The 21,442-nt window shown below is 67.0% G+C and carries 17 protein-coding genes; 13 read left to right on the top strand and 4 right to left on the bottom strand.

The window, feature by feature from the left end; translation table 11 throughout:
- Positions 1-185 precede the first annotated feature (185 nt).
- From C265_RS05000 to C265_RS04990, 3 genes are all read left to right on the top strand, one after another.
- Positions 186-620 (top strand): membrane protein, encoded by a 435-nt coding sequence (locus C265_RS05000; RefSeq protein WP_010813652.1) that lies wholly within the window; start codon positions 186-188, stop codon positions 618-620.
- 131 nt (positions 621-751) lie between these two features.
- Positions 752-1,747 carry a homoserine kinase gene (locus C265_RS04995; RefSeq protein ID WP_010813653.1) on the top strand — a complete coding sequence of 332 codons (996 nt, stop codon included), beginning with the start codon at positions 752-754 and terminating at the stop codon, positions 1,745-1,747.
- Positions 1,748-1,752: 5 nt separating this feature from the next.
- Positions 1,753-2,559: a BPSS1780 family membrane protein gene (locus tag C265_RS04990; RefSeq protein WP_010813654.1), complete on the top strand. Its 807-nt coding sequence runs from the start codon at positions 1,753-1,755 to the stop codon at positions 2,557-2,559.
- A gap of 74 nt (positions 2,560-2,633) precedes the next feature.
- Here the strand turns inward: C265_RS04990 and C265_RS04985 are convergent, their stop codons facing one another.
- Positions 2,634-3,392 carry an IclR family transcriptional regulator gene (locus tag C265_RS04985; RefSeq protein ID WP_010813655.1) on the bottom strand — a complete coding sequence of 253 codons (759 nt, stop codon included), beginning with the start codon at positions 3,390-3,392 and terminating at the stop codon, positions 2,634-2,636.
- 207 nt (positions 3,393-3,599) lie between these two features.
- Between C265_RS04985 and C265_RS04980 the strand changes: the two genes are divergently transcribed.
- From C265_RS04980 to C265_RS04970, 3 genes are all read left to right on the top strand, one after another.
- Entirely contained in the window at positions 3,600-5,081 is a 1,482-nt protein-coding gene (locus tag C265_RS04980; protein WP_037023598.1) for an aldehyde dehydrogenase family protein, read from the top strand.
- The gene (locus C265_RS04975; RefSeq protein ID WP_010813657.1) at positions 5,078-6,607 is read left to right on the top strand and encodes an acyl--CoA ligase; all 1,530 of its coding nucleotides are present in this window, start codon (positions 5,078-5,080) and stop codon (positions 6,605-6,607) included. The genes C265_RS04980 and C265_RS04975 overlap by 4 nt, the downstream gene beginning before the upstream one ends.
- A 213-nt stretch (positions 6,608-6,820) precedes the next feature.
- Positions 6,821-8,113 (top strand): MFS transporter, encoded by a 1,293-nt coding sequence (locus C265_RS04970; protein ID WP_010813658.1) that lies wholly within the window; start codon positions 6,821-6,823, stop codon positions 8,111-8,113.
- A 45-nt stretch (positions 8,114-8,158) separates the two neighbouring features.
- On the opposite strand, the gene C265_RS04965 is transcribed toward C265_RS04970, so the two are convergent.
- Complete coding sequence (locus C265_RS04965) at positions 8,159-10,507, bottom strand: UvrD-helicase domain-containing protein (protein ID WP_010813659.1); 2,349 nt, start codon at positions 10,505-10,507, stop codon at positions 8,159-8,161.
- A gap of 219 nt (positions 10,508-10,726) precedes the next feature.
- Here C265_RS04965 and C265_RS04960 point away from each other — a divergent pair, with 219 nt between their 5' ends.
- Both C265_RS04960 and galU read left to right on the top strand, forming a co-directional pair.
- Entirely contained in the window at positions 10,727-13,594 is a 2,868-nt protein-coding gene (locus tag C265_RS04960) for a valine--tRNA ligase (RefSeq protein ID WP_010813660.1), read from the top strand.
- 129 nt (positions 13,595-13,723) lie between these two features.
- A complete protein-coding gene (gene galU / locus C265_RS04955; protein WP_010813661.1) occupies positions 13,724-14,614 on the top strand; it encodes a UTP--glucose-1-phosphate uridylyltransferase GalU in 891 nt (296 codons plus the stop codon).
- A 111-nt stretch (positions 14,615-14,725) separates the two neighbouring features.
- Here galU and C265_RS04950 read toward each other — a convergent pair whose 3' ends face one another.
- Positions 14,726-15,757 carry a GntR family transcriptional regulator gene (locus C265_RS04950; protein ID WP_010813662.1) on the bottom strand — a complete coding sequence of 344 codons (1,032 nt, stop codon included), beginning with the start codon at positions 15,755-15,757 and terminating at the stop codon, positions 14,726-14,728.
- A gap of 248 nt (positions 15,758-16,005) precedes the next feature.
- Between C265_RS04950 and C265_RS04945 the strand changes: the two genes are divergently transcribed.
- From C265_RS04945 to C265_RS04925, 5 genes are all read left to right on the top strand, one after another.
- A complete protein-coding gene (locus C265_RS04945) occupies positions 16,006-16,689 on the top strand; it encodes an amino acid ABC transporter permease (RefSeq protein ID WP_010813663.1) in 684 nt (227 codons plus the stop codon).
- Between the two features lie 15 nt (positions 16,690-16,704).
- On the top strand, positions 16,705-17,355 hold the full coding sequence (locus C265_RS04940; RefSeq protein WP_010813664.1) for an amino acid ABC transporter permease: 651 nt from the start codon (positions 16,705-16,707) through the stop codon (positions 17,353-17,355).
- Between the two features lie 49 nt (positions 17,356-17,404).
- Entirely contained in the window at positions 17,405-18,133 is a 729-nt protein-coding gene (locus tag C265_RS04935; RefSeq protein ID WP_269446640.1) for an amino acid ABC transporter ATP-binding protein, read from the top strand.
- Positions 18,134-18,194: 61 nt separating this feature from the next.
- Positions 18,195-18,989, top strand: coding sequence for a transporter substrate-binding domain-containing protein (locus tag C265_RS04930; RefSeq protein ID WP_010813666.1), 795 nt, complete (start codon positions 18,195-18,197; stop codon positions 18,987-18,989).
- A 20-nt stretch (positions 18,990-19,009) separates the two neighbouring features.
- Entirely contained in the window at positions 19,010-20,578 is a 1,569-nt protein-coding gene (locus C265_RS04925; RefSeq protein WP_010813667.1) for a UxaA family hydrolase, read from the top strand.
- Positions 20,579-20,644: 66 nt separating this feature from the next.
- On the opposite strand, the gene C265_RS04920 is transcribed toward C265_RS04925, so the two are convergent.
- Positions 20,645-21,088 (bottom strand): GNAT family N-acetyltransferase, encoded by a 444-nt coding sequence (locus tag C265_RS04920; protein WP_010813668.1) that lies wholly within the window; start codon positions 21,086-21,088, stop codon positions 20,645-20,647.
- Between the last annotated feature and the right edge of the window lie 354 nt (positions 21,089-21,442).

Here is a 21,442-nt window from a genome sequence, read left to right as displayed (position 1 = left end):
TACCCGGCACCCGGCGCCCGTTGCGCAGGTGCCCCCCGGGGCACGGCAGCGGCCTGCGCACGGCAGGAATTGCTAGAATGGAACCTGTCCGTCTGCCAAGCCCGGCGCCGCCGGGTTGCAGTCCAACCGCTGCATGCCGCGGGGTTGCGCGCAAGCTGCGCCGCAGCCCCGCACAGGAGCACCTGATGACCTCCCCCTCCACCGCCCGCTCGGTCCGGCCCACGCGGTCTTCCGCCGTGGCCGGCGAGCCTGAATCGCCTGCCAGGCGGTCCGTGTCCAGCCTCGCCGCCGTGGCCGCCGCCGCGCTGGCGCTGGCTTCCGGCTGGGCCGTCGCGCAGGAAAGCAATGCGCTGACGCAGCAGGAGCTGAACCAGATCAACAACCAGCCGATCGCCCCGACGGCCAAGTCGCAACTGAACCAGCCGCGCCAGCCGAGCTTCCAGCTCAATGAACGCGATGGCACCCAGGTGCGCGAGTACCGCGACAAGGGACGGGCCACCGATATCCAGGTCAGGTCGGGTTTCGGCACTAAATACGAGATGAGCAAGCCGGAAGACAGCTCGCCCAAGATCCGCGAGCACGATGTCAACCGCGTGCCTTCGGTCAACCTGAAGTTCTGAGTTCGCTTGCCCACGGCCTGGCGTAAGCCCCAGGCCGCGCCGGCCCTCCGGCAGTGTCATGCCGCGGCGGCGGCCCGGACTTTGTCCGGAACCGGTGCCCGCCGCTTTCCGATTCGCTTCACACAACGAGTATGGCCGTATTCACCACGGTCTCGCAGGACGAGATCGCCCGCTGGCTGCTGGATTTCAACCTTGGCGAAGTGCGCGAGCTGCGCGGCATCGCCTCGGGCATCGAGAACAGCAATTTCTTCCTCACCACGGAGCACGATGGCCAGACGCGCCAGTATGTGCTGACCATTTTCGAGCGGCTCACGTTCGCGCAGCTGCCGTACTACCTGCACCTGATGGCGCACCTGGCCGAGCGCGGCATCCGCGTGCCCGCGCCGATCCCGGCACGCGACGGCGAGATCCTGCGCCCGCTCAAGGGCAAGCCCGCCACCATCGTCACGCGCCTGCCGGGCGCATCGCAACTGGCGCCCGACGCGCAGCACTGCGCTGAAGTGGGCGACATGCTGGCACGCATGCACCTGGCCGGCCAGGACTATCCGCGCCAGCAGCCCAACCTGCGCAGCCTGCCCTGGTGGCGGCAGACCGAGCCTGAGATCCTGCCCTTCCTGGATGCCGGCCAGCGCGCGCTGCTGCAGCAGGAGATCGCCCACCAGGCCGCCTTCTTCGCCAGCACGGACTACGCCGGCCTGGGCTCGGGCCCGTGCCACTGCGACCTGTTCCGCGACAACGCGCTGTTCGAGGAAGACGGCAGCGGACGCCACCGCCTGGGCGGCTTTTTCGACTTCTACTTCGCCGGCAACGACAAGTGGCTGTTCGATGTGGCAGTCACCGTCAACGACTGGTGCATCGACCTGGCCAGCGGCGAACTCGACCCCGCGCGCACGCAGGCCCTGCTGCGGGCTTATCATGCCGTGAGGCCGCTGACCGCCACCGAGGCCGCGCACTGGCAGGACATGCTGCGCGCGGGTGCGCTGCGCTTCTGGGTATCGCGACTGTGGGACTTCTACCTGCCGCGCGAGGCCGACATGCTGCAACCGCACGACCCGACCCATTTCGAACGCATCCTGCGCCGGCGCATCGGCGCGGACCCTGCAAGCGCCCCGCTCCCCTGGATCTGATCCGTATGCAACTACTGGAAGTCCCTGCCAAGGAAGGCTACACCTGGTTCCGCCAGGGCATCTGGCTGTTCCGCAAGAACCCGCTGACCTTCCTGATGCTGCTGTTCGTCTACCTGATCGCCGCGCAGCTGGCCATCGTGGTGCCGCTGATCGGCATCATCGCGCTGCTGGTGGTCACCCCCGGCCTGTCGGTCGGCGTGATGACCGCATGCCGCGACGTGATCCAGAACAAGCGGGTGATGCCCACCGTGCTGCTGGCGGGTTTCCGCGCCAACGGCAAGGAAGCCACGCGCAACCTGCTGGTGCTGGGCGGCATCTACGCCGGGCTGGTGTTCATGCTGGGGCTGATCGCCGGCTCGGTGGTCGACATGAGCGCGCTGGTGCCGATCGTGCTGAAGGAAGAAGCGCCGACCGCCGAAGCGGTGCGCCAGCTGTACTACGCCATGCTGATCGGCGCGCTGCTGTACACGCCGATCGCGATGATGTTCTGGTTCGCGCCGCTGCTGGCAGCCTGGCACGGCGTGCCGCCGGTCAAGGCACTGTTCTTCAGCTGGACCGCGTGCTGGCGCAACCGCGGCGCCTTCCTCACCTACGCGGTGCTGTTCGCGATGCTGCTGGTGGCGATCCCGTTCTTCCTGGAGGCGGTGTTCAGCGCCTTCGGCGCGGAGACGGTGCTGTCGTTCCTGGTCACGCCATATTCGCTGCTGATGCTGGCGATCCTGTACTGCTCGTTCTATGCGACGTACCGGGGCTGCTTCAACGTGACGCCGCCGGGGGTAGATCCGACCGCGCCGGCAACTCCCGGGGCCTGAACAACGGGCGCTCGCTGCGCGATCGTGTGCTCCCTCTCCCGCTTGCGGGAGAGGGAGCACACCGCCCTCACGGCCTATTCGCAGAACGTCTTCACCATCTCGTCCGCTGCCAGGCGCAGGTCCGGCACGAATCCCATCAGCTGGTCCATCGTCATGCGCGCCATCGGCACCTGCACGGCAATCGCCGCGCAGGCGCGGCTCCGGTTGCGCATCACCGGCACCGCGACCGCGATCATGCCTTCCAGGTTTTCCTGATTGTTGACCCCCAGGCGCCGCTGCCGTGTCTCGGCCAGTTCCGCGTGCAAGGCCTCGGCATTGGTAATGGTGTGCGCCGAATGCGCGCGCAGCGGCAGGCTGGCAACCAGGCGCTGGCGCTGCGCGCTCGGCAGGAACGCCAGCAGCAGCTTGCCGCTGGCGGTGCAGTGCAGCGGCACCCGCGAGCCCGGCTGCAGGTGCATGCGCAGCGGCCATTGCGTTTCCACGCGGTCCAGGTAGACCACGTCGTCGCCGGACAGCATGGTCAGGTTGCAGGTCTCACCGATCTTGTCGACCAGCTGCTGCAGGATCGCATGGCGCGCCGCCGCCGGACCTGCCTGCATCAGCACATTGACGGCCAGCTGCCGCACGCGCGACGAGCACTCGTAGTGGCGGTTGCCGGCAGTGCGCGACACCAGCCAAGTGCTTTCAAGCTGCTTGAGGATGCGGTGGACGGTCTGCTTCGGCAGCTCGATCGCCTGCACGATGGCCGCCAGCGACAGCGGTCCGTCGGCCGCGGACAGGATCTCGAGAATGCGGAAGGCGCGCACGGCGGCGGCATTCGAATGATTGCTCATGGATCAAATTTAAAGGATTCCGGGACGCATGGCCGTCCCGAAAACTGAATTCTCGATCGCACCCCGGCTGCGCGCTCGCGAAAGCGCACAAATTGGGACGGCCTGTCTGCCCCGCTTCACTAGATTCGATCCAGGGCCGCCGACGGTGCCGCGAAGTGCACGACAAAGCGCGGCGGCCCTAACCGTCCAAACCGCGGAGTCGAATCCATGAGTGTGCAAATACTGCATCGCCGGCAGTCCAACAATTCCGATTTGCCCCTACCGACGGCATCCCTGCCCGTGCAGCCAGCGCAAGCCGCGGCTGAAGCCGTCGCTGCGGTCGTGGCCCGGGCCAGGCAGGCGCAGCGCGAGTTCGCGCGTGCCGACCAGGCCGCCGTCGACACGGCAGTCGCCGCTGCCGCGTGGGCCATCATGGAGCCCGCGCGCAACCGCCAGTTGGCCGAGCGTGCCGTCGCCGACACCGGGCTGGGCAATGTCGACGACAAGATCCGCAAGAACCACCGCAAGACGCTGGGCCTGCTGCGCGACCTGCATGGCCGCAGGACGGTGGGCGTGATCGCGCAGGATGCGGCAGCCGGCATCACCGAGATCGCGCGGCCCGTGGGCGTGGTGGCGGCCATTACGCCTTCGACCAATCCTGCGGCCACGCCGGCCAACAAGATCATCAACGCGCTCAAGTGCGGCAACAGCGTGATCTTGGCGCCGTCGCCGAAGGGGCAGGACACCTGCGCGCTGCTGCTGTCGTTCATCCACGCCGAGTTTGCGCGCGCCGGCCTGCCCGCCGACCTGGTCCAGATGCTGCCCGCGCCGGTCTCGAAGACCGCGACGGCGGAGCTCATGCGGCAGGCCGACCTGGTGGTCGCGACCGGCTCGCAGGCCAACGTGCGCATGGCCTACACCTGCGGCACGCCGGCCTTCGGCGTGGGCGCCGGCAATGTGGCATCGATCATCGACGCCAGCGCCACGCTGGATGACGCGGCAGCCAAGGTGGCGCGCTCCAAGACCTTCGACAATGCCACCAGTTGCTCTTCGGAGAACAGCCTGGTCGTGGTCGACGCGGTCTACACGCCCATGCTCGACGCCTTGGCGGCGGTCGGCGGCGTGCTGCTCACGGCTTCGGAGAAAGCGCGGCTGCAGGCGCTGATGTGGCGCGACGCCAAGCTCGCCGGCAGCTTCACGGGACAGAGCGCGACCCGCATTGCCGAGCTCGCCGGGCTGGAACGCGTGCGCGCGCTGCAGCCCGCGATGCTGCTGGTGGAGGAAACCGGTGTCGGCAGCGACTACCCCTTCTCCGGCGAGAAGCTCTCGCCCGTGCTGACGCTCTACCGCGCGACCGACTTCGCGGCGGCGGTCGAGCGCGTGGCGAGCCTGTACGCCTATATGGGCGCCGGGCATTCGGTCAGCCTGCATTCGTCCAACCCGCGCCATGCGCTGCAGCTTGGACAAGAGCTGCCGGTGGCGCGCGTGATCGTGAACCAGGCGCACTGCTTCGCCACCGGCGGGAATTTCGACAACGGCCTGCCGTTCTCGTTGTCGATGGGCTGCGGCACCTGGGGCGGCAACAACTTCTCGGACAACCTCGGCTGGCGCCAATACCTGAATATCACCCGCATCGCCGTGCCCATCGCCGAGCACGTGCCCGATGAAGCGGACCTGCTGGGCGACTACTTCGCGAGGGTCGGCAAATGAACGCGCGCACGGAACCCGAAGTGTTCGACACGCTTGCCGCGCTGATTGCCGTGCGCGCCGCGCAGTGGCCCGACAAGCCCTACCTGTTGTCCCCGGACAGCGGCCATGCGCTCACTTTCGGCGCGCTGGCGACGGACGCCGGCACGCTCGGCCGCAGCTATGCGGCAGCCGGCCTGGGCAGCGGCCAGACGGTGTCGGTGTACCTGCCCAACGGCGAGCAGACCGCGCGGCTCCTGCTCGGCACCATGGCCTGCGGGCTGGTGGTCAATCCGATCAACCTGCTGTGCCAGCCGGCGCAGCTGCGCTACATCCTGGCGCACTCGGATACGAGGCTGGTCTTCACCTGGCCCGACGGAGAAGCCGCCATCCGCGAGGCCCTGCGCGAGGCCGGACTGGACGTGCCGGTGCTCGTCACCGCGCCCGATGCCAACAGCCTGCCGGCACTGCCTGCCACGCATGATGCTGCGTCGCCACTGCCCCCACCGCAGCCTGACGCGCCCGCGCTGCTCATGTACACGTCCGGCACCACCGGCACGCCCAAAGGCGTGCTGCTGACGCAGCGCAACCTGGTGGCCAACGGCACCAACGTCAGCCGCGAGCACTGCCTCGGGCCGGCCGACCGGGTGCTGGCGACGCTGCCGCTGTATCACATCAACGGCCTGGTCGTGACCGCGATCGCGCCGCTGGTGCACGGCGGCTCGGTGGTGATGCCGATGCGCTTTTCCGCCAGCGCGTTCTGGCAGGACAGCGCGCGCCACGGATGCACCTGGCTGAACGTGGTGCCGACCATCATCGCCTACCTGCTGAACGATCCGCACGGCCAGGCCCCGGCCGGCGTGCGCTTCTGCCGCTCGGCCTCGGCCGCGCTGCCGCCCGAGCATCACCGCGCCTTCGAGGCGCGCTTCGGCATCGGCGTGATCGAGACCATGGGCATGACCGAGACTGCCGCACCGGCGTTCAGCAATCCGCTCGACCCGGGCCAGCGGCGCATCGGCAGCATCGGCAGGCCATCTGGCACGCGCGCACGCGTGCTCGGGCGCGACGGCAAGCCGGCTCCTGACGGACAGGTCGGCGAGATCGTGCTGCAGGGCGAGAGCGTGATGGCGGGCTACTACAAGGCGCCGGACATCACGCGCGAGGCCTTTACGCACGATGGCTGGCTGCGCACGGGCGATCTCGGCTACCGCGACGCCGATGGCTATTTCTACATCAGCGGGCGTGCCAAGGAACTGATCATCAAGGGCGGCGAGAACATCGCCCCGCGCGAGATCGACGAGGCGCTGCTGCGCCATCCGGGCGTGCTCGAAGCCGCGGCGGTAGGCGTGCCGGACCCGGCCTACGGGCAGGAGATCGTTGCCTACGTGGTCATGCGCGAGGCCGCGCGCTGCGATGACGCGGCGCTGCGCGCGCATTGCCTGCGCGAGCTGGGCCGCTACAAGACGCCGAAGGAGTTCCGCTTTATCGCCGAGCTGCCGCGCGGCCCGTCCGGCAAGGTGCAGCGGCTGAAGCTGCTCGACCACGCCTGAACCTTCCCCCCTTCCACAACCCTCGCCAAGGAGCCTGCCCGACCGGAATCCACCAGACCAGGAGACACGACTCAAGACTGCAGACAGATTGCTCAAGGACGGGGCAGCGCGGCCGGCGCCGCGCCCCCGGCGCGCCGCAAGCGCATGGCTACGGACCGTGTGCCGGCCGCCGCCCCGTCAACACCACGCGCGCGCCGCGCACAGGAGGTGGTTATGAAGCAACGTATCAAGACCCGGCACATGATCCTGGGCGTCATGTGCCTGATGTATTTCATCGCCTATATCGACCGCGTCAACATTTCGGTCGCCGCCCCCCTGATCCGCGAGGAAATGGGACTGACCACATCGCAGCTGGGGCTGGTGTTCTCGGCCTTTGCCTACCCCTATGCCGCCATGCAGATTCTCGGCGGCTGGATGGCTGACAAGTTCGGGCCCAAGAAGGTGCTGATTGTCCTCTCGCTGATCTGGGGCGTGGCCACCGTGCTGACCGGCTTCGCGGGCAGCGTGCTGATGCTGGTGGTGCTGCGCTTCGTGCTGGGCATCGGCGAAGGCGGTGCGTTCCCGACCGCGACGCGCGCCTTCACCTACTGGATGCCGGTGGCGGAGCGCGGCTTCGCGCAGGGCATCACCCACAGCTTCGCGCGGCTGGGCGGTGCGATCACGCCGCCGGTCGTGCTGGTCATCGTGGCCGCCGCCGGCTGGCGCGAAGCCTTTATCGTGCTGGGCGCGGTCAGCCTCGGCTGGACCTTGCTGTACGCCTTCTTTTTCAAGGATTCGCCCGACAAGCACAGCCGCGTGACCGCGCAGGAGCTGCAGGAGATCGGCTACCGGCACGGCGACAGCCGGCAGGCCGCCAAGGCGGCCACGCCGTGGCGGCGCCTGTTCCGGCGCATGTGGCTGGTGACCTTCGTCGACTTCTGCTACGGCTGGTCGCTGTGGGTCTACCTGACGTGGCTGCCCTCGTACCTGAAGGAGGCGCGCGGCTTCGACCTGAAGCAGCTGGCGCTGTTCACCGCGCTGCCGCTGATGGCCGGCGTGGTCGGCGATACGCTCGGCGGCGTGCTGTCGGACCGCATCTACAAGCGCACCGGCAACCTGCGCCTGGCGCGCGGCGCGGTCCTGTTCGTGGGGCTGGCCGGCTCGCTGATGTTCATCGCGCCGATGACCTTCACGGCCGATGCCGTCAACGCGGTGATCCTGCTGTCGCTGTCGTTCTTCTTCCTGGAGCTGACCAACGCGGTGCTGTGGAGCCTGCCGCTGGACATCGCCGGCAAGTACGCCGGCACCGCGGGCGGCATGATGAACACCGGCTTCGGCGTGGCCGGCATGGTGTCGCCGGTGGTGTTCGGCTACCTGATCGAGCGCACCGGCAGCTATGACCTGCCGTTCATGATCTCGGGGGCGCTGCTCGGGGTTGGCGCGCTGGCCTCGCTGTTCATCAATCCGCTGCTGACGGTGGACAGCCCCGACGAAAAGGCTGGCGAGGTCCGCCACGCCCTGCCCTGAGCCGCCCGGGTCGCGGCATGGCGCGCGCAGCGAAGCCGGACTCGTTCAGTCGATCGCGTCCAGCTTCGCCACCGACAGCGCCAGCCACTTGGCGCCGTTGCGCTTGAAGTTGATATTGGCGCGTGCGTCGGTGCCCTCGCCTTCCAGCGCGGTGATCACACCTTCGCCAAACTTGTTGTGGAACACCGACTGCCCCACCCGGAAGCCGGTGCCGGCCTCGCGCTTGGCATCGGCATAGCCGTTGCCGTTGTCCATGCCGCCGGTGGGGCGCGTGCCGGTATAGGGCACGTCCTCGGGCTTGCGGAACCAGTCGCGGCCCCAGGCGCTGTCGCGCTCCTGGCGGCGCACGCCGCCGTAGCCCTGCGCCGGCGGCGTCAGCCACTTGAGCGAGGCCTCGGGCAGTTCCTCGAAGAAGCGCGAGCGCACGTGGTAGCGGGTCTGGCCGTGCAGCATGCGGCTTTGCGCGAACGACATGTAGAGCCGCTTGCGCGCACGCGTGATCGCCACGTACATCAGGCGGCGCTCTTCCTCCACGCCGTCCGGGTCCATCATGCTGTTCTCGTGCGGGAACAGGCCCTCTTCCATCCCGGTGATGAAGACCACGTCGAATTCCAGCCCCTTGGCCGCATGCACGGTCATCATCTGCACCGCGTCCTGGCCGGCCTGGGCCTGGTTGTCGCCGGCTTCCAGCGAGGCATGGGTCAGGAACGCGACCAGCGGCGTCATCACCACCGGCAGCGCTTCCGGATCCAGCACCTGCTGGGCCTGGTCGCCGTCGGCCAGTGCCGGGGCGGCGGGGCTGCGGTCAACCGGGATCACCGCGGCCAGCGCTTCCAGGCCGTAGCCTTCCTCGACCACGAAGGCCTGCGCGGCGGTCACCAGTTCCTGCAAGTTCTCGATGCGGTCCTGGCCTTCCTTCTCGCCCTGGTAGTGGGTGATCAGGCCGCTGTGGTTGATCACGTACTCGACGGTCTCGGCCAGCGTCATGCGGCGCGTGTCCTCGCGCATCTTCTCGATCAGGCGTGTAAACGCCGCCAGCTTGCTGCCGGCCGCGCCGGGCACGTAGGCCACCGCCTCGGCCAGCGCGCAGTCATACTGGCGCGCCATGTCCTGCAGCACTTCCAGCGAGCGCGCGCCGATGCCGCGCGCCGGGAAGTTGACCACGCGGCCAAAGGCTGCATCGTTGCGCGGGTTCTCCAGCAGCTGCATATAGGCCAGCGCGTGCTTGATTTCGGCGCGCTCGAAGAAGCGCAGGCCGCCATAGACGCGGTACGCGATGCCGGCCGAGAACAGCGCATGCTCGATCACGCGCGACTGCGCGTTGCTGCGGTACAGGATGGCAATCTCGGCGCGGCTGGCGCCCTGCGCGATCTGGTCGCGGATCTCCTCGATGATCCAGGCGGCTTCCTGGCCGTCGGAGCCGCCCTGGAACACTCGCACCGGCTCGCCGTGGCCGGCGTCGGTGCGCAGGTTCTTGCCCAGGCGGCGCGCGTTGTGCGAGATCAGGTGGTTGGCCGAATCCAGGATATGCCCGTGCGAGCGGTAGTTCTGCTCCAGCTTGATCAGCCGGCGCACGCGGAACTCGTGCTCGAAGTCGCGCATATTGCCGACGTTGGCGCCGCGGAACGCATAGATGCTCTGGTCGTCGTCGCCCACGGCAAAGACCGCGGCCGGGTTCTGCGTGCCGTAGCCGGCCAGCAGCTTGAGCCACTGGTACTGCAGCACGTTGGTGTCCTGGAACTCGTCGACCAGCACGTGGCGGAAGCGGTGCTGGTAGTGCTGGCGGATGGCGTCGTTGTAGCGCAGCAGCTCGTAGCAGCGCAGCAGCAGCTCGGCGAAGTCGACCACGCCTTCGCGCTGGCACTGCAGGTCGTAAGCGGCGTAGAGGTCGACAAAGCGCTTGTTGAAGTCGTCGTTGGCCTCGACGTCGGCCGGGCGCAGGCCCTGCTCCTTGGCGTTGTTGATGAAGTACTGCAGGTTCTTGGCCGGGTACTTCTCATCGTCGACGTTGAGCGACTTGAGCAGCCGCTTGAGCGCCGAGAGCTGGTCCTGGCTGTCCAGGATGGCAAAGGTCTGGGGCAGCCCGGCGTCGCGGAAATGCGCGCGCAGCATGCGGTTGCACAGGCCGTGGAAGGTGCCGATCCACATGCCGCGGGTGTTGATCGGCAGCATCGACGACAGCCGCGTCTGCATTTCCTTGGCGGCCTTGTTGGTAAAGGTCACCGCCAGGATGCCCGCCGGCGAGACCCGGCCGTTCTGGATCAGCCAGGCGATGCGCGTGGTCAGCACGCGGGTCTTGCCGCTGCCCGCGCCCGCCAGGATCAGCGCCGGTTCGTCAGGCAGGGTGACGGCGGCTAGTTGTTCGGCGTTCAGGTTGGCAAGCAGGTCGGACATCGGATCAGCCTTGTGGATTGACGGCAATTATACCGGCGGGCCCTGTCCTGCAAGTCACATCCGGCGGGGCCGGATGGCCGGGAAATAGGCACCAGCCTGCCACCCCCGTATAATTTAACGTTTTACTGGCGCAATGCCGGCCGCCGACGGCCGCCGCCTCGCCAGGCGCAGGCCGAAGCACCCTGCGACGACCCCCGACGCCAATATCGACATCCCAGCATGACCGCCCAAGACCAGTCCCTCGCCAAAAGCTTCGAACCCACCGCCATCGAGGCGAAATGGGGCCCCGAGTGGGAGAAGCGCGGCATTGCCAAGCCGACCTTCGACCCTGCCCGCCCGGACTTTGCGATCCAGCTGCCGCCGCCCAATGTGACCGGCACGCTGCATATGGGCCACGCTTTCAACCAGACCATCATGGACGGCCTGGCGCGCCATGCGCGCATGAGCGGCGCCAATACGCTGTGGGTGCCGGGCACCGACCACGCCGGCATCGCCACCCAGATCGTGGTGGAGCGCCAGCTCGAGTCGCAGGGCGTGTCGCGCCATGACCTGGGCCGCGAGAAGTTCACCGAGAAGGTGTGGGCCTGGAAGGAAGAGTCGGGCTCGACCATCACCCGCCAGGTGCGGCGCATGGGCGCTTCGATCGACTGGAGCCGCGAGTACTTCACGATGTCGCCCGAGATGTCGAAGGCGGTCACCGAAGCTTTCGTGCGCCTGCACGAACAGGGCCTGATCTACCGCGGCAAGCGCCTGGTCAACTGGGACCCGGTGCTGGGCACCGCGGTGTCGGACCTGGAAGTCGACAGCGTCGAGGAAGAAGGCTCGCTGTGGCATATCCACTATCCGCTGGTCGAGGCTGATGCCAAGGGCGGCCTGACCCACCTGACCGTGGCCACCACCCGCCCCGAAACCATGCTGGGCGACGTGGCCGTGATGGTCCACCCGGAAGACGAGCGCTATGCGCATCTGATCGGCAAGTTCGTGCAGCTGCCGCTGACCGAGCGCCAGATCCCGGTGATTGCCGACGAGTACGTCGACCGCGAGTTCGGCACCGGCGTGGTCAAGGTGACCCCCGGCCATGACTTCAACGACTATGCCGTGGGCCAGCGCCACAACCTGCCGCAGCTGTCGATCCTGACGCTGGACGCGAAGATCGTTGCCGACGCCCCCGCCGCCTACGCCGGCCTGGACCGCTTCGACGCGCGCCGCGCCATCGTCGAGGACCTGGACAAGCGCGGCCTGCTGGCCGAGGTCAAGAAGCACAAGCTGATGACCCCGCGCAGCGAGCGCACCGGCAGCGCGATCGAGCCGATGCTGACCGACCAGTGGTTCGTCGCCATGAGCAAGCCGGCGCCGGAAGGCACCTTCTACCCGGGCCGCTCGATCGCCGAGGTGGCGCTGGAAGCCGTGCAGAGCGGCGAGATCAAGCTGGTGCCGGAAAACTGGATCAGCACCTACAACCAGTGGCTGGGCAATATCCAGGACTGGTGCATCTCGCGCCAGCTGTGGTGGGGCCACCAGATCCCGGCGTGGTATGACGATGCCGGCAACTGCTTTGTCGGCCGCACCGAAGAAGAAGCGCTGGCAAAGGCAAAGGCCGCCGGCAGCACCGGCAGCCTGCGCCGCGAGGAAGACGTGCTCGACACCTGGTTCTCGTCGGCGCTGGTGCCCTTCTCCTCGCTGGGCTGGCCGGGAGAAACGCCCGAGATGCATCACTTCCTGCCGTCGTCGGTGCTGGTGACCGGCTACGACATCATCTTCTTCTGGGTGGCGCGCATGGTCATGATGACCAAGCACTTCATCGGCAAGGTGCCCTTCCATACCGTCTACGTGCACGGCCTGGTGCGCGATTCGGAAGGCAAGAAGATGAGCAAGTCCGAGGGCAACACGCTGGACCCGGTGGACCTGATCGACGGCATCGACCTCGACACGCTGCTGCAGAAGCGCACCACCGGCCTGCGCCGCCCCAAGGACGCGCCCAAGATCGAGAAGAAGACGAAAAAGGAATTCCCCGAGGGCATTCCCGCATTCGGCGCCGACGCGCTGCGCTTCACCTTCGCGTCGCTGGCCACGCTGGGCCGCAACGTCAACTTCGATACCGGCCGCTGCGAGGGCTACCGCAACTTCTGCAACAAGCTGTGGAACGCGACCCGCTTCGTGCTGATGAACACCGAAGGCCATGACTGCGGCATGGGCCCGTGCAACAACGACTGCGGCCCGGACGGCTACCTGGATTTCTCGCAGGCCGACCGCTGGATCGTGTCGCTGCTGCAGCGCGTGGAAGCCGAGGTCGAGAAGGGCTTTGCCGAATACCGCTTCGACAACATCGCCAACGCCATCTACAAGTTCGTCTGGGACGAATACTGCGACTGGTACCTGGAACTGGCCAAGGTGCAGATCCAGAACGGCACCGAGGCCCAGCAGCGCGCCACGCGGCGCACGCTGCTGCGCGTGCTCGAGACCGTGCTGCGCCTGGCGCATCCGATCATCCCCTTCATCACCGAAGAGCTGTGGCAGAAGGTGGCCCCGCTGGCCGGCCGCGCCAAGGGTGACGGCTCCGAGACCATCGCGCTGCAGCCCTACCCGCTGCCTGCGGTCGCCAAGATCGACGAGCAAGCCGAGCAATGGGTTGCGCGCCTGAAGGAAGTGATCGATGCCTGCCGCAACCTGCGCGGCGAGATGAACATCTCGCCGGCCCAGCGCATCCCGCTCTATGCTGAGGGTGACAGCACCTTCCTGAAGGCGGCGAGCGCACATATCCAGGCACTGGCGAAACTTTCCGAGGTACGCGTCTTCGAAGATGAAGCTACCCTGCAGGCTGAAGGCGCCGGCGCGCCGGTCGCCATTGCCGGGGGCAACCACCTGCTGCTGAAGATCGAGATCGATGTCGGCGCCGAGCGCGCGCGCCTGTCGAAGGAAGTCGAGCGCATCGGTGGCGAAATCGGCAAGTGCCGCGCCAAGCTCTCCAACGAGAGCTTTGTCGCCAAGGCACCGCCTGCCGTGGTGGCGCAAGAGACGCAGCGCCTGGCCGATTTCGAGCAGACGCTGGCCAAGCTGCAGGGCCAGCTGCAGCGGCTGCCGGCCTGACGGCACGGCAGCCGCATTCACGCCCCTGCCTGCCGGGGGTTCTGTCCGGCTTCGTCGGACAGAACCGGACAGACGACGCCCGCAATGGCTGGCAGGGTTATGGACTGGAATCTGAGAGGTACACCTGATATGGAAAATCGCGTCACCAAGGCTGTGTTCCCGGTTGCGGGCCTGGGCACTCGCTTCCTGCCGGCCACCAAGGCCAGCCCCAAGGAAATGCTTCCGGTGGTGGACAAGCCGCTGATCCAGTACGCCGTGGAAGAAGCCATGGCCGCCGGCATTACCGAGATGATCTTTGTCACCGGCCGCTCCAAGCGCGCCATCGAGGACCATTTCGACAAGGCCTTCGAGCTGGAAGTGGAGCTTGAGGCCAAGAACAAGCAGGCGCTGCTGGACGTGGTGCGCTCGATCAAGCCCGCCAACGTGGAATGCTTCTACGTGCGCCAGCCCGAAGCGCTGGGCCTGGGGCATGCGGTGCTGTGCGCGGCCAAGCTGGTCGGCGACACGCCGTTCGCAGTGATGCTGGCCGATGACCTGATCGACGGCAACCCGCCGGTGATGAAGCAGATGGTGGATACCTTCAACCACTACAACTGCTCGGTGCTGGGGGTCGAGGAGATCACGCCGGAGCAAAGCCGCTCCTACGGCGTGATCGACGGCCGCGAATGGGATGCGGACGTGATCAAGGTCTCCGGCATCATCGAGAAGCCGGCGCCGGAAGACGCGCCGTCCAACCTGGGCGTGGTCGGCCGCTACATCCTGACCCCGCGCATCTTCGAACACCTGCGTGACCTGAAGCCGGGCGCCGGCGGCGAGCTGCAGCTGACCGACGCGATCCAGTCGCTGCTGGGCCAGGAGCAGGTGCTGGCCTACCGCTACCAGGGCCGCCGCTATGACTGCGGCAGCAAGCTGGGCTACCTGAAGGCAACCGTTGAATTTGCCTTGAAGCACCCGGAAGTCGGGACTGAATTCAGCACCTACCTGGAATCGCGCGAGCACCTGACCAGCATCGGCAGCTGATCGCGCCCTGCCCTGCGGACAGGAAAGGAAGTTCCTGGACGTCTGCAGCCGTGAGAGGCCGCAACCATTCCGGCAAATGCCGGGAGGGTTGCGGCCTCTCCTTATTTGCGCTCAGGCGATGTAGGACACCGTCGGCAGCGCGAACGTTTCGCGCACCAGCCCGGCCCGCTGCGTGACCTTCGCGCACGACAGCTCCAGGTGTTCCCGCAACAGCTCAGCGGCCTTGCGCGGCGCGCCTGCGGCGGCGGCCTGCAGCACGGCCATGTGCTCGGAGAGGAAGGGATCTTCCTGCGGCATCGGCGCCGACGCTCCCAGTACATGCTTGCTCAGGGTCAGGATGCAGCGCGTGCGCTGCAGGCTGCCCAGCAGCTCCTTGTTCGGGCACAGCGACAGCAGGCGCACGTGCAGGTCATGCTCCAGCTTGTCCATGGCGGTGCGCGACACCTTCGGGTAGACACGCTGCACCTTGTGCAGGTCTTCCATCATGGCAGCCAGCTCGGCCGCGTCCGCATGGACGATGGCGCCGCGCAGCGCGGCCGGCTCCACCAGTGAGCGCAGCTCGTAGAGATCGTGGATGCGCTGCGCATCCAGCGGGATGATGACCCAGCGCTGGCGCTCGTCCTTCTCCAGGATGCCCAGGCTTTCCAGGCGCAGCAGCACATCGCGCACCACGGTGCGCCCCACGTTGAAATAGCGCGCCAGCTCGACTTCGTTGACACGGTAGCGCCCGAACACCGACAGGTGGACCAGGTTGCGCTCCACCTCGTCGTAGATGACCTCCCAGCCCAGCGTCTTGCGTGCCACGTCCGGCGCGCTGTCCACGCCCAGCATGGCCGCGTCCAGCGGCACACGCCTGGGCTCGGTGCCGGCCGGGCCGGCGACATAGCCGCGCCCGTCGAAGCGGCTGACCAGGCCTTCGGCCTCCAGCTCGCGCAAGGCCTGCCGCACCGGCGACCGGGTGGCGCGCAGAATCTCCGCGACCGGCCCTTCCAGCAGCACGGTGCCCTGCTCCAGCGTCCCGTCCAGCATCGCCTTGCGCAGCACCTGGTGGATCAACGCGTAGATCGGCGCATGGCGGCTGGCTTCCTCCGCTTCCAGGCTGGCAGCAAGGGGGGCGACGCGATTTCGGTCTCGTGTCGTCATCGATGGGCTCGGCACTTTGTCTCCAGAACGTGGCGGTCGGTCAGTGTAGCCATGGCGGCACGCCAGGGCATCTCATCGCATTCCATCATACACGGGTATCCACGGATATTGACCATTGCCGGCAATGGTCATATATTTCATCCCACCACGGCGCGTGTCGCACGCCGCAAGCACGACAACGAAGCCACAACAAGAGACAGGGCGCGCGCCGGCCGCGGCGGCGCCACGAGAAGGAGGAACCCGCGCCGATGGACTACCAGTTTGATTTCAGTTTCCTGTCCACGGGCTGGCGGGACTTGCTCGACGGCGTGTGGCTGACCTTGCGCATGTCGGTCGCCACCATCGTGTTCGGCTTCGTGCTGGGCACGGCGCTGGCCGTGGTGCGCACGCAAGGCCCCGCGTGGGCGCGCCGCTGCGTCACGGTGTATGTGGACGTGATTCGCAATACGCCGCTGGTGATCCAGGCCTTCTGGCTCTTCTTCGGGCTGGCGGCGGTGCAGGTGCGGGTGCCGGCCATGGCGGCGGCAGTGGTGGCGCTGGTCGTGAACGTGTCGGCCTATACCACCGAAATCGTGCGCGCCGGCATCGAGTCGGTGCCGCGCGGCCAGCTCGAGGCCGCTTCCTGCCTGGGGCTGTCGCGCTGGCAGATGCTGCGCCTGGTGGTGTTGCCGCAAGCGGTGGAGCGCATGTATCCGGCGCTGATCAGCCAGTTCGTGCTGATGATGCTGGCCACTTCGATCATGTCGCAGATCTCGGCCGAGGAACTCACAGCGGTGGGCTACCGCATCCAGTCGGAGACCTTCCGCGGCTTCGAGATCTACCTGGTGATCGCGCTCGTCTACCTGCTGCTGTCCTGGCTGCTGCGCCTGTCGATGGCAGGCATCGGCGCCCTGGCCTTTACGCGCCGCCGGCGCCTGCAAACCCCTCTCTGAACCGGAGCGCGCCTCATGCACGGAATTTCTTTCGATCAAGTGTTGTTCATCCTGCGCGGCGCAGGCTGGACCTTGCTGCTGGCAGGCATGGGCTTTGCCGGCGGCGCGCTGGTGGGCGTACCGCTGGCGCTGGCGCGCAGCCGCGGCGGGCGCGTGCTGCGCACGCTCACGGGCGCCTACGTGCAGCTGGTACAGGGCGTGCCGCTGCCGGTGATCATGTTCGTGGTGTATTTCGGCATCAGCGTGGGCGGCTTCGAGCTGCCGGCGCTGGTCGCCGCGGGGATCGCGATGACGGCGTATTCCAGCGCCTACCTCGGCGAGATCTGGAAGGGCTGCATCCAGGCCGTGCCGCGCACGCAGTGGGAGGCCGCCGAATGCCTGGCGCTCACGCCGCTGCAGCGGGCGGTGTACGTGATCCTGCCGCAGGCCGCCCGCATTGCCATTGCGCCCACGGTGAGCTTCCTGGTGCAGATCGTGAAGAACTCGTCGTACGCGGTGGTGATCGGCTTCTTCGACCTGACCTATTCGGCGCGGGTGGTCAACAACTCCACCTTCAAGCCCTTTCTGGTGTTCACCATCGCCGCGGCGCTGTATTTCGCCATCTGCTATCCGCTCTCATCGCTCTCGTACCGCCTGGAGCGCCGCTTCAACAAGGCACGCGCCTGAGCCTGACAGCGCCAAAACCCGACAACAAAGGAACGTCATGGAGACAAGCGTGGACGAAGTGGTCCGCTTCGACAAGGTAAGCAAGTCCTTCGGACAAGTGGAAATCCTCAAGGGCGTGAGCTTCTCGGTGCGCCGCGGCGAGGTGGTGGCCCTGATCGGCCGCAGCGGCTCGGGCAAGAGCACGGCCCTGCGCTGCATCAACGGGCTGGAGCGCGTGAGCGGCGGGGCCCTGCATGTGTGCGGCCATGCCATGCACGAAGACGCCGTTGACCTGGGCGCGCTGCGCAAGGAAGTCGGCATCGTGTTCCAGAGCTACAACCTGTTCCCGCACCTGACCGTGGCCGAGAACGTCATGCTGGCACCGCGCAAGGTCAAGGGCATGGGGCGCAAGGAAGCGGGCGAACTGGCCCGCCACGTGCTGCGGCAAGTCGGCATGGAAGAGCGCGCCGACTACTACCCGGAACAGCTCTCCGGCGGCCAGCAGCAGCGCGTCGCCATCGCGCGCTCGCTGGCCATGCAGCCGCGCCTGATGCTGTTCGACGAAGTCACTTCCGCGCTCGATCCCGAGCTTACCGGCGAGGTGCTGCGGGTCATTGAAAAACTGGCCGAAGACGGCATGACCATGGTGCTGGTCACGCACGAGATGTCGTTCGCGCGCTCGGTGGCGGACCAGATCATGTTCATGCACCAGGGCATCGTCTGGGAATGCGGCAGTGGCAGGCTGCTTGACGAACCTGCCACGCCGGAACTGCGCCAGTTCGTCAGCAACGGCCTGTAAGCGCGGCAGCGCCCGCTCAGCAAGAACCCGTTTCGATATCCAACAATACGGAGACAACCTCATGAACTATCGCCGCTATCTCTTTGCCCCACTCGCCGCCCTGCTGCTGGCCGGCACCTCCGCCGCCTCGGCCGACACGCTCGACACCATCAAGCAGCGCAAGAAGATCCTGGTGGCGGTCGATATCAGCGCGCCTCCCTACGGCATGCTGGATACACAAGCCAGGCAGAGCGGCTCCGACATCGAGACCGCGCGCCTGCTCGCCAAGGACCTGGGCGTCGACCTTGAGATCGTTCCGGTCACGGGCCCCAACCGCGTGCCCTTCCTCCTCACCCGCAAGGCGGACGTGGTGCTGGCCTCCTTTTCCGTGACGGACGCGCGCAAGAAGGTCATCGATTTCTCCGAGCCGTATGGCGTGATCCCCGTGGTGGTGGGCGGCCCGACCAAGGCCCAGGTCAAGTCCTTCGCCGACCTGTCGGGCAAGACCGTCGCGGTCACGCGCGGCACCACCAGCGACCAGGAACTGAGCCGGGGCGCCAAGGCCGTGGCAGCGGTGAATATCGTGCGCTACGAGGATGACGCGACCACCAATACCGCGGTCTCCACCGGCCAGCAGGACTACCTGGCCGCGGCCATCAGCGTGATTCCGGAGGTCAGGCGCAGCAATCCGTCGCGCGACCTGGAAATCAAGTTCGTGATGCAGACATTTCCCTATGCGATCGGCCTGCGCAAGGGCGATACCGCCCTCAAGGACTGGCTGGACGGCTGGGTCAGGGCCAACCTGAGGAACGGCAGGATCAACGACATCTACAAGCGCTATTTCGGCCTGTCGCTGCCGGCCGAGATGCTGAAATAAGGAACGAGGGAGCTCATCGCATGAACGCACCTGCCAACCCCGGCAAGGCAGCACAGCTGCACGCCGCCTTGCGCGTGATCCGGCTGCACCCGGAAGACGACGTCGTCATTGCCCGCGACCAGCTCGTGGCAGGCACCACGCTCGACGAAGAAGACGTGACTGTGCTCGGCCTGGTCCCGCCCGGCCACAAGGTGGCAACGCGCGCCATCGGCGCCGGCGAGGCGGTGCGCCGCTACGGGCAGATCATCGGCTTCGCCAGCCAGGACATCCGCCCCGGCCAGCACGTGCACACCCACAACCTGGCCATGGGCGACTTCACGCGCGACTATGCCTATGGCGCCGATGCGCGCGCGCCGGAGCCGGTGCCGGCGCCGGCCACCTTCGCGGGCATCGTGCGGGCCGATGGCCGCGTGGCCACGCGCAACTACATCGGCATCCTGACCTCGGTGAACTGCTCGGCCACGGTGGCGCGCGCCATTGCCGACCACTTCCGCCGCGACATCCATCCCGAGGCGCTGGCCGCCTATCCCAACGTCGACGGCGTGGTGGCGCTCACGCACGGCGTCGGTTGCGCGGTGGACCCGCAGGGGGAAGGGCTGGCGCTGCTGCAGCGCACGCTGGGCGGCTATGCCTGCCATCCCAACTTCGCCAGCGCGCTGGTGATCGGGCTGGGCTGCGAGACCAACCAGATTTCGGCGCTGCTTGCCACCCAGGGGCTGGCCCACGACGACCGCCTGCAGACCTTCACCATCCAGGACAGCGGCGGCACCACCAGGACCATCGCACGCGGCATTGCCATGATCCAGGAGATGCTGCCCGCCGCGAATGCCGTGCAGCGCCAGCCGGTGCCTGCCAGCCACCTGGTGGTGGGCCTGCAGTGCGGCGGCTCCGACGGCTACTCGGGCATCTCGGCGAACCCGGTGCTGGGCGCGGCGGTAGACCTGCTGGTGCGCCACGGCGGCACTGCCATCCTCTCCGAGACGCCCGAGATCTACGGCGCCGAGCACCTGCTCACGCGCCGCGCACAGACACCGGAAATCGGCCGCAAGCTGGTGGCGCGCATCCGCTGGTGGGAGGACTATTGCGCGCGCCACGGTGCCAGCATGGACAACAACCCGTCGGCAGGCAACAAGGCGGGCGGGCTGACCACCGTGCTGGAAAAATCCCTGGGCGGCATCGCCAAGGGCGGCTCGGCCAACCTGGCCGAGGTCTATGAGTACGCGCAGCCGGTGCGCGCGCGCGGCCTGGTGTTCATGGACACGCCGGGCTACGACCCCATCTCCGCGACCGGCCAGATCGCGGGGGGTGCCAACCTGATCTGCTTCACCACGGGGCGCGGCTCGGCCTACGGCTGTGCGCCCTCGCCCTCGGTCAAGCTGGCGACCAATACCGCGCTGTGGCAACGCCAGTCCGATGACATGGACCTGAACTGCGGCGCCGTGCTGGACGGCAGCGCCACCATTGGCGGGCTCGGTGAGGAACTGTTCCGGCTGATGCTGGACACCGCCTCCGGCAAGCGTTCACGTAGCGAGCTGCACGGCTACGGGCAGAACGAGTTCGTACCCTGGCAGCTGAGCGCGATCACCTGAAGCCCGCCGGCGCGCAGCCGGCGACGCGGCGGCCCATCGGGCCGCTGCGCTGCGTCTTGCCCCGCCTCAGTCCAGGCGGCGGCACATGCAGTGCGTCCAGGCGCCGAAGCGGCGTTGAAATTCCCTGGACAATTCCAGTTCGGTCGGCAACTCGTCCACGGATGTCAGCGAGAAGCCATAGCGCGCAAAAAAGGCCGGATGCTCCGTCGTCAGCAGGACGGCCTTGGTGCAACCGTTAGCGCGGGCGCGCATCAACAGGGCCGCAACCAGATGGGTCGCAATTCTTCGCTCCCGAAAATCGGGAAGCACGCCAACGGTCCTGACGACAAAGGTCTGGTCGAATATCTCCCCGCAGGCACAACCAGCTACGATTTCCCCGAATTCAGCGACATGGCACAGACATGCGGCCGGCCTCACATTTTCAACTGACAACCCACATTGCTGCAGCACTTCCGAAATAGCTTGAATATCGGCAATTCCAGCGGCTCGGATACGGACGTCCCTTGGCATCGCCTCTCCTGAATCACTTGATCAACTTCCGCCCTCCCCACAGTGACCATCACGGCACCAGGCAAGGGCGCAGTAGTAATTTAGCGCATACATAAAAACCAGCCCAATCCGGGTAAACACATGTGCCGCGGCGCCGCCATTATGGGGAGAATAATGCAGCCCAAAACCGGCGGAAACGCAATGGGATAATCCTTGCGAGATGTCCCGCCAGGAATAATGCAGGACTTGCAATTTACGCCAATCTCGCATTGCCGCGCGCCTGGAAAATCGTGCCGATATTCATCGACGCAGAATCCCAAAGAAAAAAGCCACGTAATTCTGATTACGCGGCTTTTTTCTTTGGGAGCGGGAGCG

It is taken from the genome of Cupriavidus sp. GA3-3, from assembly GCF_000389805.1.
In the GTDB taxonomy this organism is placed as follows: Bacteria; Pseudomonadota; Gammaproteobacteria; order Burkholderiales; family Burkholderiaceae; genus Cupriavidus; species Cupriavidus necator_D.
The sequence above is the reverse complement of the archived record's forward strand: the minus strand, read 5'-3'. Positions and strand labels throughout refer to the sequence as shown.

Bases quoted from the DNA above. Each gene is read 5' to 3' on its own strand.
- C265_RS05000 (WP_010813652.1), top strand. From the start codon at position 186: ATGACCTCCCCCTCCACCGCCCGCTCGGTCCGGCCCACGCGGTCTTCC.
- C265_RS04995 (WP_010813653.1), top strand. From the start codon at position 752: ATGGCCGTATTCACCACGGTCTCGCAGGACGAGATCGCCCGCTGGCTG.
- C265_RS04990 (WP_010813654.1), top strand. From the start codon at position 1,753: ATGCAACTACTGGAAGTCCCTGCCAAGGAAGGCTACACCTGGTTCCGC.
- C265_RS04985 (WP_010813655.1), bottom strand. From the start codon at position 3,392: ATGAGCAATCATTCGAATGCCGCCGCCGTGCGCGCCTTCCGCATTCTC.
- C265_RS04980 (WP_037023598.1), top strand. From the start codon at position 3,600: ATGAGTGTGCAAATACTGCATCGCCGGCAGTCCAACAATTCCGATTTG.
- C265_RS04975 (WP_010813657.1), top strand. From the start codon at position 5,078: ATGAACGCGCGCACGGAACCCGAAGTGTTCGACACGCTTGCCGCGCTG.
- C265_RS04970 (WP_010813658.1), top strand. From the start codon at position 6,821: ATGAAGCAACGTATCAAGACCCGGCACATGATCCTGGGCGTCATGTGC.
- C265_RS04965 (WP_010813659.1), bottom strand. From the start codon at position 10,507: ATGTCCGACCTGCTTGCCAACCTGAACGCCGAACAACTAGCCGCCGTC.
- C265_RS04960 (WP_010813660.1), top strand. From the start codon at position 10,727: ATGACCGCCCAAGACCAGTCCCTCGCCAAAAGCTTCGAACCCACCGCC.
- galU (WP_010813661.1), top strand. From the start codon at position 13,724: ATGGAAAATCGCGTCACCAAGGCTGTGTTCCCGGTTGCGGGCCTGGGC.
- C265_RS04950 (WP_010813662.1), bottom strand. From the start codon at position 15,757: ATGACGACACGAGACCGAAATCGCGTCGCCCCCCTTGCTGCCAGCCTG.
- C265_RS04945 (WP_010813663.1), top strand. From the start codon at position 16,006: ATGGACTACCAGTTTGATTTCAGTTTCCTGTCCACGGGCTGGCGGGAC.
- C265_RS04940 (WP_010813664.1), top strand. From the start codon at position 16,705: ATGCACGGAATTTCTTTCGATCAAGTGTTGTTCATCCTGCGCGGCGCA.
- C265_RS04930 (WP_010813666.1), top strand. From the start codon at position 18,195: ATGAACTATCGCCGCTATCTCTTTGCCCCACTCGCCGCCCTGCTGCTG.
- C265_RS04925 (WP_010813667.1), top strand. From the start codon at position 19,010: ATGAACGCACCTGCCAACCCCGGCAAGGCAGCACAGCTGCACGCCGCC.
- C265_RS04920 (WP_010813668.1), bottom strand. From the start codon at position 21,088: ATGCCAAGGGACGTCCGTATCCGAGCCGCTGGAATTGCCGATATTCAA.